The sequence below is a fragment of the Sphingomonas sp. 3-13AW genome (assembly GCF_049311085.1).
GTDB lineage: Bacteria > Pseudomonadota > Alphaproteobacteria > Sphingomonadales > Sphingomonadaceae > Sphingomonas.
In genome coordinates, this window is record NZ_JASNVZ010000035.1 from 16290 (window position 1) to 29891 (window position 13602).

Consider the following 13602-nt stretch of genomic DNA (forward strand, 5'->3'; position numbering starts at 1 on the left):
AACTAGGTTCACAACTTCCGGGCATTCAGCTTCGGAGGTGCCCATGTCGTCATCCATACCCATTGATGTCCCCGCGACCTTTGTGCCGGCGGTGGGGCTTTCGTTCGGCCGCCCGGGGACGGAGGCGGTGTTTGTCGACGCGGCGAACCCGATTCCAGTCCGGCTGACGCACGCGGCTGCGGCAGCGCCGCTGGCCGGCACGGCAACCAGCTCTATCCGGGTCGGGCCCTTCCTTCCGGAGCCGGGTCGACCGATCCACCTGACGCTTTCGGGGACATGGAGCGGCAGGGCCACCCTGCTGCGCTCTGTCGATGGCGGCGCCACCGCAGAGCCGCTGACGCTGGCCGGAGCCCCCTGGGGCATCTTCACCGCTAACGCCAATGAACCGGTTGCAGAGGAAAGCGTGGCCGGCACCGGCTATTATCTGGACTTCGCGCTTGCCAGCGGCACGATCGCCTATCGGGTGGCACAATGAGCGCGGACCTGCTCGCCCGTGGGCTTGGGGTACAGGCGCGCGCGGCTGCCCGTCGCAGCGCGCGGCACGGCGCGATCCGGTCGGCTGCAGCCGCGCCGCAGGGGCCGCTGCCGGGGTTCTCGCTCAGTCCGGAACTGCCGATCCTCACCATCACCGACGCAGCTACGACCACCATCGCCGCTGCCGTTCGGGTAACCGCAACCAGCGCCGCATTCCGCATTACCGGCACGCCGGTCATCCCTGTCGTGGCGGACCCGTCGGCGCTGGGCGGCTCGGATGGGGCGGGGGGGACCGGCTATGGCAGGCCGATCCAGTGGGAGTGGATGAGCGACGCGGCGCAGCTGGAACTGCTGGTGCTGAAGCACAACGCCCTGTTCGACCTGTTCGTGGACGGGCGCCTGATCCAGGAAGGCGCATTCAGTACCCCCGCCACCGGCGATCGCCGCCTGCTCAAGCTCGACTGGAGCGGTGGTCCGGATCCGCGCCGGCCGCGCCATTACCGGATCACGGGTACCAACCTGCTGTTCGGCGGGCTGTTCCTCGACTCCGCGGGCAGCGCCTGGGCTCCGGGCGACCGTCTCGGCCGCGGGCTGATCGCGTTCCTGGGTGACAGCTACAGCCAGGGCACCGGCGCGCCTTCGGTGGCGCGCAGCTGGGCGGCGGCCGCCGCGGGACAGTTGCAGATGGACGCGTGGAGCGACGGTGTTGGCGGCGCCGGCTGGAACAGCGCGGGCGCGAACGCTCCGGTGGCGCGGGTGGCAAAGGGCATTGCCGCGCTCACCCGCGCGCCCGACATCGTCGTCACCGCATTGGGGTACAATGATGGCGGAGCCGATGCGGCGGGTCTGGCGAACCTGCGGATGCGCTACGACGCGACCGTGGCGGCGATCCGTGCCGCCTGGCCGGAGGCGTCGCTCGTGACGCTGGGGCCGTGGACGCCGCTTGGCGCGACGCCGGCGCTGGGCAGCATCCGGGCCGCGTTGATGCAGGCTGCCGCCGCCGGCCGCAGCCCGTTCGTGGACGTCGAGAACCTCGTCGGCGTCGGCAACCGGGGCATCTATACCGGCGCCGACAATGTGCACCCCACGGGCGCCGGGCACCTCTACCTCGGCCGGCGGATCGGTCAGGCGGTGGCGGCCGCTCTCGCCTAGGCGGCACGGTCGCCAAATCGCTGCGCGTTCGCCGGCAGGCCCCAGGTCAGCCGGCGGACGTCGCCAGGGCGGGGCGCGCGTCCGCGAAAACGGCGTCGATGCGCCGCGACGCAGGCGGCGGCGAAATAATAGGTGAGCAGCGAGGACTCGATTGCGAGGAAGCTGCCGGACAGTGCGGTGGAAAGGAGCAGGTACATCAGCGCCGCCGCGGCTTCCCGCGCGCCTGCCGCGGCCAGTGCTGCAACCCCGCAAAGGCCCGCCGCCAACGCCGCGAGGCCGAACACGCCGAAGTAGAGCAGGAATTCATAAACGCCGTTGGTGATCTTGGGCTCGCCGGTTTCCAGGGCGTAGCCGGTCTCTTTCGCAACCAGTTCGTTCGCCCCGATCGCGATGCCGGCCGGATTGGCAGCGACCGTCGCGGCGAGCGGCACGAGCGGTGTCAGCGTTCGCCGATAGCTGGATGACTCCGAACGGACCCGGCTGTCGTTGTGAAGGCGGTCGCCGATTGCGGTCCCCTGCAGCGCCACTACCGAAAGCCCAAGCAGGGCCAGCGCCAGGCACTCCCGGATCGAGCGCCCGAGCAGCAGCAACCCGATTGCCCCCGCCAGCACCAGAAGGGCCAGCGACTTCGTCAGCAGGACCGCCGCCAGCAGCACGGCAACCGCACGGACCGGGCGTCGGTGCTGCAGAAAGTCGATGAACGCCAGCGTCCCCAGCACCCGTCCGCACATCGAGGGTTCGTAGTACAAGCCGATTGCGCGCACGCCCCAGCCCGGCGTCACCCGCACATATCCATGTGCCAGGTCGAGCCCCAGGAAGGGCGCAATGGCCTCGAACCCGGCGGTGCTGCCGGCAAGGCCCGCCAGCAGCCATTGTACCGCGGCCACCGCCACGATCGTGAGCGCCAGGGGGAAGGCGCCGGTAAGCTGCAACGGCCGTTCGCTGACGAATGCCAGCGTGATCAGCACGACCGATCCCGACCACAAGGCGTAGGATTGCAGGAATTCGGAGGCCGGTGGCAGGAGCTTCGCGTCCAGGAGCGTCGCACCCTGGAACACCAGCAGCGGCCACAACAACAGGGTTGCGGCGACAACCAACGGAAGCAGCCGCACCCGCACCTGGCGCAGCGACGTCAGCACCACCAGCGCTGCGACCACGCCGCCGATGGTGATGGCGTAGCCGCCGACCGGCACCAACCGGACGTAGAGGCCGAGGATGCTCAACGCCGCCAAGCCATGAAACGCCGTTGCGTCCCGAACAGGCGCGCGCATCACCGCGGCATCCCGCGCGGTGGTGCTGCCGTCAGCAGTTTGAACAGCATGGAATGAAGCGATCTTCGCGCGACACTAAGTGCGACCTTCCACATCGGGAGATCGAGCACCCTGCGCTGGATCGCGGCGGCCTCGCGGATGAGCAGCCGCTTGTTGGCGGACATGGCCCCGGCCTCGAAGACGTTGATGCCGATGGTCTCGGCAATGCTCTCCATCCGCGCACCGGCCGACACCATTCGGGCGAGCGCGTCATAGTCCCCGCACACGCGAAACCCTGGGTCGAAGTGGTAGGCGAGGTGAAGAGTGCGCCGGACGAACGTCGCCTGATGCAGCCCGGGCTGGCCGTGCCAGACATAGGATGGCGGCTTCACATGGCGCGTCACCATGCGCCCGCCGAACGCCATCAGCGACCCGAAGAACGCGATGTCCGGATCTCCACGCGCAGTCATCGCCCGGGTCGCCCGCGCCAGGGAGTCCGGCGCCAGCAGCCGGTCGCCCGCGTTGAGGAACAGCAGGTGCTCACCCAGCGCCAGCCGGAGACCCTTGTTCATCGCATCGTAAATGCCGCCGTCGGGCTCCGAGACGCCGCGTGCGGTCCCGGCTGCCAGCAGCGCCTGTACGGCCGGGCGGGTGGCGTCGGTAGATGCGCCATCGATCACGATCCATTCGAAGCCGCGGAATGCCTGTTCCGCGAGCGATGCGCGAGTCCGCTCCAGGCCGGGCAGGTCGTTTCGCACGACCGTGACGATCGAGAAGCGCGGCGGGGCCTTTTCGGTCATGCCGCCGCCCGCGCATTGGCGACGCCCAGCGCCGCGTCATACACCCGCAGATAGGCGTCCAGCATCGCCGATCCCGACCATATCCGCCGTGCCCTGCGCGCGACCTCTGCATGGGTCGCCCCGCCATAGAGCGTGGCTTCGCGGCCGGCGCGAACCAGTGCAAGCGCCTCGGCAGGCGACTGCACGCAACGTCCGCCGACCTGCGCCAGCATCTCGTGTGCCGCCGCAGACGGGTAGGCGAGGACATAGCAGCCCGCGCTCAACGCCTCGATGACGGTCAGCGGCGCGTTGTCCATGCGGGAGGTGAACAACAGCCCGCGCGCCTGTCCGTAGAGCGCCGCCAGGGTGGCGCGGGATCGGACTTCGCCATGATCGACCGCCGCGATATCCCGGAACGGATTGCTCCGCCCGATGAGGCCCAGGGAAACCCCGGGCTCCGCCGCCAGCGCCCGCACCAGCATGGGATCGACCTTCCCAGGGGACGCAAGATCGGAGGCGCAAACCAGATGCCCGTGCCGGGACGAAGCCTCGGAAGCCTCGTTCAGAACCTCCTCAAACTCCCGGTCGAGCGCGTTGGGAATGCACAGGATTTTCAGGCCCGGAAGGACGCTGGCATGGTCCCGGGCGAGGTGGCGGGAAGGGCAGACGATCGTGAGTTGTTCCGACAGCGATCCCAGTGCCTGCTGCCGGTCGCGGCGGACGGTGCGGGAGCGGTCGAACAGCGTAGGCAGATCCCCGAACCGCCGGCTGCCGCATTCGCCGCAGACCCGTTTCCAACCGCTACAATCCCCCACGAAGCCGCAGCGGCCGGTAAGCAACCACCAGTCGTGCGCGGTCATCACCACCGGCTTGCCGCTGTCGCGCAGGACCCGGATGATGGTCGCCCAGCGCAGATACCAGTGATGCGCCGCATGGAGGTGAATGACGTCTGCCCATTCTACGGCTTCCTCCAGCGTGCGGCGGCCGGCAGTGAGCACCTCGCGGCCCAGCAACAGGTGCGCGGCGTGGTTGGCGAGCACGACTCCCCGCGACCCGATCATGGCGATATCGGGCGCCTCGGCGACCTGCGGGTCGGGGGCAATGCCGGAGCCATAACCATAGAGCAGCCGCGGTTGGTGGCCGGCGCTGCGCAGCCGATGGTGGAGATCATAGGCCATGCGCCCGGCGCCGCCCTGGGACGCCCGGATGTTCAGCGCCAGGATGCGCAACGGCGATCGCGTTTTCATCCGCGCCGCCCGCCGGCCAGATCGGAGATTGCCTGAAAAGCGAGGGCTGGCGCGCGTTTCAGTGCCCGCCCGGTCGGACGGCGCAGCAGCGAGCGCACCATGTAGGAAACTGCAGGTCCGGACCGGCCGAAGCGGCTCTCGATTTCTGCCAGCGTCCAAAGATGTTCGGCTGCAACATAGCGGCGCTCTGCCGTACTGGACGGGGTCTCCAACGCCCGGCGATGAACCGCCGCATGTCCGGCCGCAACCGCGCCGGCGGAGTTGGTGATGCGGGGGTGGTCCCCCACGTCCAGAAAGGTAAGCGGCTCCGGTACGAAGGCGATGCCACCGCTTGCTGAGCCGCAGCCACAATTCCCAGTCCTGGCAACTCGGCAGGTCGGGGTCGAACCCGCCCACCGCACGGAAGGCGTCGGTACGAACGCACACGGCGGAGCAGCTGCCCACGAAGTTCCAGCCGGCGAGCGCAACCGACAGTGGCCACCGCCCGGGGGGAGCCCGGCCGACGACCCCGCGTGCGCGGGTCGCCGGGCCTGCGGGCGCGCTCGCGCCGCAGCGGACGCGTTGCGCCCGATTGTACGACAGCACGACGCCCGGGGTGTGGAATGCCGCGCGGTGCGCCGCCAACCGGTGCGGCGCCCACCAATCGTCCGAATCCAGAAAGGCGATCAGCTCGCCCTTCGCTCCTTCTGCGCCCAGGTTGCGGGCACGGGCGGCACCGCTCCCGTGGTCGCAGCGCAACAGGCGCGCGTCGGGCGTGCGTTCCACCAGCGCCGCGATCCGTTCGGCTTCGGCGGGGGAGGAGCCGTCATCCGCCACGATCACTTCGATCGTTCGCTCGGACTGGGCGGTGACGCTCGCGAGCGCACGTTCGAGCTTGTCCGCGCGATTGCGCGTCGGAATGATGACCGAGATCATGGCGTGCCCGCCGCCGGCTGGCCGCCGGGACCAGAGGGGAGGCGGGGCAGGCGTATTCGAACGCCGTCGCGTGCCACGCCGGCCAGCAGCGCCGCGATCGCCACGATCTGGCCAAGCAGCGACGCCAGCAGCACGGCGCGGACCGGCTCCACCTCCGCTTGGTAAAACAGGGCCGCCATACCGACCGTTGTCGCGAGCCCTGCGCCCGCGCTCAGGCAGCGTTGCCATAACTGGTCGCCTCCCAGCGCGGCCATCGAGCAGTGGAGATAGCCGGCAACACAGGCCGTCACGCTCGCGATCAGCAGTGAATGCGGGCGCAGCGAGAGCACGAGACCGACAAGGGTGAAGCCGTGCACGTCGGGCAGCAGCGCTGCGACCGGTCCCAGAAGACCCAGGCCCAGGAGGTTGAGCGCAAAGACGATCGCACCCGAGGCGAATGCCGGGGACAGATCCAGCACACCCCGGCCGCCGTCGTCGTAGTAACGCTTGAGCCGCGCGGTGACGGTGACGGACAGCAGCGCCACTTCGAGTCCGAGGATACGCTGGTAGAGCGCGACCTGCGGCGTCGCCGTATCCCCGCCAAGCGCAGAGACGATCAGGATCGGCGCGTTGAAGGTCGCCGCCGCGAGAAAGATGTCGATCCCGACCAGGCTCGATCGCCGTGCGAGAAGGACAACGCCTGCCAGCGTGCGCCGCCCCGAGCCGCGCAGCAGCATCACCAGGCCCCGCAGCCAGCTTTTCGCGGTTCCGGCGCCCGTGACGGACAGCGCGAACCCCATCAGGGTCGCGATAAGGTAGAGCAACAGCGCAGCGTCGACGCCCATCGGCAACCGTACCGCAACGCAGAGAGCCACCCCCGCGCAAAAGATCAGCGCCGGCGCCGACTCAACCAGAACCGCCCCCGCGACGCGGTCCCGCAGCAGCAGCAAGCAGCGGTTGAGGTTGGCGAGCTGGAACAGGATGTTGGCCGCAAACGCCAGCAGGATCGCGGGGACGGGCAGGCCGGAACGCGCCGCGTAGAACAGCAGCAACGGCAGCAAAAGCACCGTCGCCGTCAGCCGAAAGGCAAGGCTCCACATCACCAGCGTTGCCACCGGGCTGCCGCGATGGGCGCGGCGAAACTGGTAGCGTCCGAGCCCGAAATCAGCGAGTTGCGCGGCGATGCTCGCGATCGATAGCAGCAGGGAGTAGCGGCCGAACTCCTGCGCGCCCAGCGCCTGGGTGATCAGCAAGAGCGCCATCACCTGCGCGGCGAGCCCAAGCCCCTTGGCAGCAAAACCCCCCGCCGCGTGCGCTGCGCGGCCCATCATGCTGCGCACGTCCCGACCCGGTTTACGAACCCGTCGAGAATGGCCTGCCGGCTCCAGCAGCGTTCGGCGCGCCCTCGGGCGGCAGTGCCCATGGCGGCGGCGCGCTGGCCGTCATCGATCAGGGCGACGATCGCCTCGGCCATGGCAGAGGCGTCGCCGGGGGGCGTGACGAGGCCGCAGCCTTCCACCTCGCGCGCGATGCCGGTGCCCGGCGCGGCGGTCGCCACGATCGGCCGTCCACTCGCCAGCATGTTCGCCAGCTTCGACGGAAGCACCAGGTCCGCCGCCCCCGCCAGCTGAGGCAGCAGGTGCACGCTGGCCAGGCCCAACAGGGCCCCCATATGCTCCGCGGGCTGGAGCGGGTGGAACTGGACATTGGTCAGCCCGGCGGCGCGGGTCTCCAACTGCTCCCGGTGCGGACCTTCGCCGCAAATCACGAACACGATGTCGTCGCGGGGGGCAAGCCGGCGCGCCGCCTCGATCAGGATCTCGATGCCCTGCTTGTTCCCGACGTTTCCCGAATAAAGCGCGACATGCCGGTTCCCCAGGCCCCATTCCGCGCGATAACAGGCGCCGGGCGCCAAGGGCGTGATCCCGTCGATCTCCGCCCAGTTGCGAAACTCCACGACCCGTCCCGGCGCCACCCCCTTCTGCTCGAGCCGCCGGCACATCTGGGGCGAGATGCTGCTCACCACATCGCCGGAGCGCAGCACCGCCCGCTCGAACCCGCGCGCCAGCCGGGGAAGCGGGCCACGGCCGTCGAGCAGGCCCGTCGCAAACGCCGCCTCCACCTCGAAATCCTGGACATGGATCCACAGCCGCGCCCGGGCCATCACTGCTGCCAGCTTCGCGACCGGCACCGATAGCAGCGAGGGCGCGATCGTCAGCACCAGATGAGGGCGGAAGCGCATGGCTGCGGCAAGCATCAGGGGCAGGGCGGCGAGCGCGAAGCTCAGATGATGGACCACCCGGCGCAAACCGGTGGGGTCGCGCGGCACGTAGAGCGGGCAGCGACGCACATCGACGCCCGCATGGTGCTCCCGCCGGTAGCGTGGGCGCAGCTCCGGATCGATGGCCCAGCCGGGATAATAGGGATTGGCGGTGACGAGCCGCACCTCGTGCCCCGCAGCCGCCAGTGCCGCGACGGCGCCCGCGGTATAGGGACCAATTCCAATGGGTTCGGGTGCATGATTGATCCCGAGTACGAGGATCCTCATGCCGGCACCTGTCGCCGATAATCGACGTACACTTGGGCGATGCCCTGGCGCAGGCCGATCCGCGGGTGCCAGCCGGTCGCGCGAAGGCGGCTGCTGTCGAGCAGCTTGCGGGGCGTGCCGTCGGGCTTGCTGGTGTCGTGGACGATGTCACCGGCGAAGCCCACGACGTCCGCGACCATGCGAGCGAGGTCGAGGATGGAGATCTCCTCGCCCGAACCGATGTTCACATGCGGCTCCTGCGAATAATGCTTCATCAGGTGCACGCAGGCGTCGGCGAGATCGTCGACGTGCAGGAACTCCCGCCTGGGCGTGCCGCTTCCCCAGATCTCCAGCGCGGCGGCGCCTTCCCGCTTCGCTGTGTCAGCCTTGCGGATCAGCGCGGGCAGGACATGGCTCGATTGCAGGTCGAAATTGTCGCCGGGACCATAGAGGTTGGTGGGCATCACCGCGATGAAGTCGCACCCATGCTGGCGCCGATACGCCTGGCACAGCTTGATGCCGGCGATCTTCGCGACGGCGTACCATTGGTTGGTCGGCTCGAGCGCACCGGTCAGGAGCGCGTCCTCTGCAATCGGCTGCTCCGTCAGCCTCGGGTAGATGCAACTCGATCCCAACAGCATCAGCTTGGCCACCCCATTTCTGCGGGCGGCCTCGACCACGTTGGCCTCGATGAGCAGGTTGTCGTAGAGAAAGTCAGCCGGCGACCGTTCGTTGGCGAGGATGCCGCCGACCTTGGCCGCGGCCAGAAAGATCACGTCCGGGCGGTGCGTTGCGGTCCACGCCTCGACGGCGTGCTGGCGGCGCAGGTCCAGTTCGGCACGGGGCGCGGTCAGGATCGTGCAGCCTTCGCTGGCCAGCCGTCGCACCAGCGCGGACCCGACCATCCCGCGATCGCCGGCAATCCACACCCGCTTGCCGGCGAGAGGGAAGGGGTCACTCGGCACAGCAACGCTGCTCCCGAGCGACGGCGATCAGGTCCTCACGCACCATTTCGGCGCATAACGCCTCCCAGCAGATCTCGTGGTGCCAGCCCAGTTGCTCGCGCGCCTTCCTGGGATCGCCGATCAGCAGGTCGACCTCGGTCGGCCGGAAGTATCGCGGATCGACTTCCACCAGCACGCGGCCGCTGCGCGCGCAGACCCCGGTTTCCGTCACCCCGGTTCCGCGCCATTCGAGCGGGAGGTCGACCAGATCGAACGCCTTGGCGACGAAATCGCGCACCAGCGTGGCCTCGCCGGTCGCCAGCACATAATCCTCGGCCCAATCCTGCTGCAGCATCATCCACATGCCGCGAACATATTCGCGCGCATGGCCCCAATCCCGCCGCGCATCGAGATTGCCGAGGTAAAGCTTTTCCTGGAGCCCCAGCTTGATCGCGGCCGCGGCGCGCGTGATCTTTCGGGTGACGAACGTCTCGCCGCGCAGTGGGCTCTCATGGTTGAACAGGATGCCGTTGGAGGCGTGCACGCCATAGGCCTCGCGGTAGTTCACCACGATCCAATATGCGTAGAGCTTGGCTGCGGCGTACGGGCTGCGGGGGTAGAAGGGTGTCTTCTCCGACTGGGGTACTTCCTGCACCAGTCCATAGAGTTCGGACGTCGACGCCTGATAGAAGCGGGTCTTGTCGATCAGCTTGAGCAATCGGATCGCTTCCAGCAGCCGTAGGGTGCCGATGGCATCGGCGTTGGCGGTATATTCCGGTGTCTCGAAGCTGACCGCCACGTGGCTCTGCGCCGCGAGATTGTAGATCTCGTCCGGCTGGGTCTCCTGCACCACACGGATCAGGTTGGTGCTGTCGGTCATGTCGCCATAATGGAGGATGAGGCGCGGGTCCTCGACGTGCGGGTCCTGGTACAGATGCTCGATCCGCCCGGTGTTGAAGGACGAGGACCGCCGCTTGATCCCGTGAACGGTGTAGCCCTTCGCGAGGAGCAGCTCGGAAAGATAGGCGCCGTCCTGGCCGGTAATGCCGGTGATCAACGCAGTCTTGGCTGTGGTCACGATCTTCTTCCCCCCTGAGGCGGTGGTCCACCCGTCGGTCGTTTCCGGCGATGTTTCTGATGCGTATCGCCCGGCGTCGGCAGACGGACGGCAGGCGCCACCCCGCCAGGAGCCGCAGCGCCCACCCGGCCGCTCATTCCGCGGCCTGCCGCTGCATTTCGGCGGCCCCGTAGCTGTAGTAGTTGGCGCGGTAATAGCGGTGGCCAACTCCGGCCTTGCGTACGTCGAACTTGGTGAGCACCGCGCCCAGAAGGGCACTTCGCGCGGTCCGTAGCCGGCGCAGCGCCGCTTTGGCGCCGCCGCTGCTGCTGCCCGCCTCGACCACGAACACCGTTCCCTCCGCTCCGGTGGCGAGCATCGGTGCGTCGGCGAGGCCCAGGACCGGCGGTCCATCGAGTACCACCACGTCGAACCGGTCCAGCAGGGCTGCCATCATGGCGGCCATGCCGGGACTGCCGAGCCGTTCCGGCGGGCGGGCCGGGATGTTGCCGGCCGGAAGGATGGCAAAGCCCAGCCCCCCGGGACGCTGAAGCGCGCTATCCAGCGAGGTGCTCCGGACCAGGACTTCGCTCAGGCCGCGATCGTTGGCGATGGTCAGCATGCGATGGAGCGCAGGTCGCCGCAGATCGGCGTCGACCAGCACCACCTGCTTGCCAAGCCGCGCGAGCCCGGCTGCGATCGCGAGGCTGGTCGTGGACTTGCCCTCGCCGGGTTGGCTGCTCGTCACCAGCAGCGTGCGCGGCAGGCCGTGCGGCCTCGCGCCGAGCAGGGCGCCGCTCAGCGCGCTATAGGCCTCGCTCATGGGCGAGCGCGGCTGCTCCATCTGCGCATCCACGGCCCGGGCCAGCGGGATCGCCCCGAGCAGCGGAAGGCCGAGCTTGTCCTCGACCTCTTCCGGCGCCCGGACCGCGTCATCGAGTTGCTCGCGCACCAGGACGGTCGCGACCGCGACGAGCATTCCTGCCGCAAGCGCGGCGAGAAGATTGAGCGCAAGCCGGGGAGAGGCGGGGGACGGTGGCGGCTCCGCCATGTCGACGATCGACAAGTTGTTCGCGCGAATCTCCGCTGCCGCGCTCAGTTCCTTGTACCGTTGGAGCAGCCCGTCATAGAGCGTGCGGTTGGTGTCCGCCTCCCGCGCCAGGATCGTGTAGCGCACGTTGCGATCCTGTTCTTCGAGCGTGTCGCCCTTCAGCGCCTCGACCTGCCCGGCAAGCGCACGCTCCCGGCCCCAGGCCTCCCGATAGCGGTCATAGATCGAGGCCCGGATCGCCTGGGCGATGTCGCCGACCTGTCGATCCAGTTCCGCCTGTCGGGATTGCAGCTGGCGAATGCCGGGATGCCCGCCCAGGTGACGTGCGCGTTCGCGCTGAAGCTCGGCCGCGCCTGCTGCGCGCTGTTCCAGCAGGCGCTCGATCGCCTGGTTTCCCAGCACCTCCGGGATCGTCATGAGCGGCGCGGTCGAGACGGCGCGCCATTTCTCTTCGGCGGAGACCCGCGCCGCGCGCGCGTCGTTGGCGGCGGCGTTGAGCTGGACCAGGCTGGCGCTGGTTACGGAAGCCGGCGCCATTCCGCTGGACCCGTCGATGCCCCCGCCGGTCCGGATCAGCCCCGCCGACCGGGCATAGTCGTTCAGCTCGCGCTCGGACGTCTCCAGCCGGTCCTTGGCCGCGGCCAGTTGGCGCGAGAGGAAGTCGCGGGCATAGGCGGAGCTGTCGAACTTGCGCTGCAGGTTCGTCCGGATGAACTCGCTGGCATAGGTATTGGCGATCCGGGCGGCGAGCACCGGGTCGGGGCTCTCGAACGCGATCTCCACGACGCGGGAGTTGCGCGGCAGGTGGACCGTCAGCTCCGCCTGGAGCAGCCGCAGCGTCGCCTCGCGCCCGGACTTTGCCGTGTCCCCGGAGGGCGCTTTCATCGCGGCGAAGAAGGCGCGGTTGCCGAACAGTTTCAGCCGCTGGGCAACCTGGATCGCGAGCGAGCGGCTGCGCAGCACGTCCGTCTGCGTCTGCAGGAACCGTTCCGCATCGGCATCGTCGGCGACCGGGCGGACCTCGGTCCCTTCGAGGACGCGGTCGGCTTCCTGGTCGATCTGGACGCTCGCCGTCGCGACATAGCGGGGCGGGACCATCCACGTCAGCAGCAGCCCCGCGATCAGCGACCCCGCCAGGATGGCTGCAACGGGGACGAGGTTGCGGCGCAGGACCGTCAACAGCGCCCCGAGATCGAACCGCAGGGTTGCGCGGCCCCGGTCGTTCGCCACGGGCGGGGCCGCTACCGGCCGGGAGTGGGAAAAGGCCAAGCCGAACAATCCTAGAAGACGCGAAACGCGCTGACGATCGGAGCCGTCGTCAGAAAGTCCCGGAAGGCGCCTTTCAGCGCGTCAAAACCGACCACGACGACGTCGCCGCCGATCAGTTCGGGATCGGGCGCGCGGCCGTCGCGAATGGCCTTGAGGTCGAACACGGCGCCTGCGCGGCGGCCGTCGATCATCCGGAAGATCACCACCTCTTGCAGCCGCGCGACCCGCGTCGGGCTGCGCGCGCGGGCAAGCGCCTCCAGCAGGGTGGGCGCACCGGTGATGTCGTACACGCCGGGCATGGTGACATTGCCCTCGACCGTCACCTGCTGCGAAACCGAGGCCGTGACCGCGACCGAGACCTGCGGATCGACGATATACTTCTTGCCAAGCAGCCCGGCGATTTCTGCGGAAAGCTGGTGCGCGGTCTTGCCGCTTGCGTGGACGGTGCCGGCGAGCGGCATCAGGATGTTGCCCGATGCGTCGACCTGCACGTCCCGCGGCGACAGCTCCGGTTCCTGGAACACGGTGATGGCAAGCACGTCGAGCGGGCCGATCCGATAGGCGCTGCGGTTGCTGCCGCGTGCTGGCGGCGGAATCAGCGCATAGGCCTGGGCCCCATGCGGAAGCGCCGCGCGCGGGGACTGGCATGCGGAGGCACAGGCACAGGCGAGGGCGGACAGCATCAGCCGCCACCGGTGCATCACGCCGCATTCTCCGGCCGCAGCGGTTCAGCGCGCGCGGACGCAGGCGGTCGATCCGCCCCGACGTGGCTGCGCGAGCTGCTGCAAAAGAGCATTGTTGCCGGGGCCATATTCGCCAATCACGCAGGTGCTAGCACTACTTTGGCAGAAGCATGAGTTTAGGGATTCCCTCGCCGCTGATTGCGTGATTCATGGGGAGCCAGCTTTGACGGAGGCTGGCGATGGACGAGGACTGGCAGACGGATCTGGAGCGATGG

The 13602-nt window shown here is 68.9% G+C and carries 12 protein-coding genes and 1 pseudogene; 2 read left to right on the top strand and 11 right to left on the bottom strand.

What is annotated here, in order from left to right; all coding sequences use genetic code 11:
* Window positions 1–43 precede the first annotated feature (43 nt).
* Both QP045_RS20355 and QP045_RS20360 read left to right on the top strand, forming a co-directional pair.
* Window positions 44–475, top strand: coding sequence for a hypothetical protein (locus QP045_RS20355; protein WP_422516837.1), 432 nt, complete (start codon window positions 44–46; stop codon window positions 473–475).
* Window positions 472–1626: an SGNH/GDSL hydrolase family protein gene (locus QP045_RS20360; RefSeq protein WP_422516838.1), complete on the top strand. Its 1155-nt coding sequence runs from the start codon at window positions 472–474 to the stop codon at window positions 1624–1626. The genes QP045_RS20355 and QP045_RS20360 overlap by 4 nt, the downstream gene beginning before the upstream one ends.
* Here the strand turns inward: QP045_RS20360 and QP045_RS20365 are convergent.
* The 11 genes and pseudogenes from QP045_RS20365 to QP045_RS20415 form a co-directional block, all read right to left on the bottom strand.
* A complete protein-coding gene (locus tag QP045_RS20365) occupies window positions 1623–2897 on the bottom strand; it encodes a hypothetical protein (protein ID WP_422516839.1) in 1275 nt (424 codons plus the stop codon). The two genes, QP045_RS20360 and QP045_RS20365, sit on opposite strands and share 4 nt — an antisense overlap.
* Complete coding sequence (locus QP045_RS20370) at window positions 2897–3676, bottom strand: glycosyltransferase (protein ID WP_422516840.1); 780 nt, start codon at window positions 3674–3676, stop codon at window positions 2897–2899. Before QP045_RS20370 ends, QP045_RS20365 begins: the two co-directional genes overlap by 1 nt.
* Window positions 3673–4902, bottom strand: a complete 1230-nt coding sequence (locus QP045_RS20375; RefSeq protein WP_422516846.1) for a glycosyltransferase — start codon at window positions 4900–4902, stop codon at window positions 3673–3675. Before QP045_RS20375 ends, QP045_RS20370 begins: the two co-directional genes overlap by 4 nt.
* Window positions 4899–5189, bottom strand: a complete 291-nt coding sequence (locus QP045_RS20380) for a hypothetical protein (protein ID WP_422516848.1) — start codon at window positions 5187–5189, stop codon at window positions 4899–4901. Before QP045_RS20380 ends, QP045_RS20375 begins: the two co-directional genes overlap by 4 nt.
* Before the next feature lie 94 nt (window positions 5190–5283).
* Window positions 5284–5817: pseudogene (locus tag QP045_RS20385) on the bottom strand (glycosyltransferase family 2 protein); the annotation flags it as partial.
* Window positions 5814–7058: a hypothetical protein gene (locus tag QP045_RS20390; RefSeq protein ID WP_422516841.1), complete on the bottom strand. Its 1245-nt coding sequence runs from the start codon at window positions 7056–7058 to the stop codon at window positions 5814–5816. The pseudogene QP045_RS20385 and the gene QP045_RS20390, both read right to left, overlap by 4 nt.
* 65 nt (window positions 7059–7123) lie before the next feature.
* Complete coding sequence (locus tag QP045_RS20395; protein WP_422516842.1) at window positions 7124–8344, bottom strand: WcaI family glycosyltransferase; 1221 nt, start codon at window positions 8342–8344, stop codon at window positions 7124–7126.
* Entirely contained in the window at window positions 8341–9288 is a 948-nt protein-coding gene (gene fcl, locus QP045_RS20400) for a GDP-L-fucose synthase (protein WP_422516843.1), read from the bottom strand. Before fcl ends, QP045_RS20395 begins: the two co-directional genes overlap by 4 nt.
* Window positions 9278–10345, bottom strand: coding sequence for a GDP-mannose 4,6-dehydratase (gmd, locus tag QP045_RS20405; RefSeq protein WP_422516844.1), 1068 nt, complete (start codon window positions 10343–10345; stop codon window positions 9278–9280). The genes fcl and gmd overlap by 11 nt, the downstream gene beginning before the upstream one ends.
* A 133-nt stretch (window positions 10346–10478) precedes the next feature.
* Entirely contained in the window at window positions 10479–12605 is a 2127-nt protein-coding gene (locus QP045_RS20410; RefSeq protein WP_422516845.1) for a GumC family protein, read from the bottom strand.
* 50 nt (window positions 12606–12655) lie between these two features.
* The gene (locus QP045_RS20415) at window positions 12656–13345 is read right to left on the bottom strand and encodes a polysaccharide biosynthesis/export family protein (RefSeq protein ID WP_422516847.1); all 690 of its coding nucleotides are present in this window, start codon (window positions 13343–13345) and stop codon (window positions 12656–12658) included.
* Between the last annotated feature and the right edge of the window lie 257 nt (window positions 13346–13602).

What these genes read in the sequence shown, in the direction of transcription:
- QP045_RS20390 (WP_422516841.1), bottom strand. Translation starts at nt 7,058, where the DNA reads ATGGCGCTCTTGCTGATCACCCAGGCGCTGGGCGCGCAGGAGTTCGGC.
- QP045_RS20395 (WP_422516842.1), bottom strand. Translation starts at nt 8,344, where the DNA reads ATGAGGATCCTCGTACTCGGGATCAATCATGCACCCGAACCCATTGGA.
- QP045_RS20360 (WP_422516838.1), top strand. Translation starts at nt 472, where the DNA reads ATGAGCGCGGACCTGCTCGCCCGTGGGCTTGGGGTACAGGCGCGCGCG.
- QP045_RS20365 (WP_422516839.1), bottom strand. Translation starts at nt 2,897, where the DNA reads ATGCGCGCGCCTGTTCGGGACGCAACGGCGTTTCATGGCTTGGCGGCG.
- QP045_RS20375 (WP_422516846.1), bottom strand. Translation starts at nt 4,902, where the DNA reads ATGAAAACGCGATCGCCGTTGCGCATCCTGGCGCTGAACATCCGGGCG.
- QP045_RS20355 (WP_422516837.1), top strand. Translation starts at nt 44, where the DNA reads ATGTCGTCATCCATACCCATTGATGTCCCCGCGACCTTTGTGCCGGCG.
- QP045_RS20415 (WP_422516847.1), bottom strand. Translation starts at nt 13,345, where the DNA reads ATGCACCGGTGGCGGCTGATGCTGTCCGCCCTCGCCTGTGCCTGTGCC.
- QP045_RS20370 (WP_422516840.1), bottom strand. Translation starts at nt 3,676, where the DNA reads ATGACCGAAAAGGCCCCGCCGCGCTTCTCGATCGTCACGGTCGTGCGA.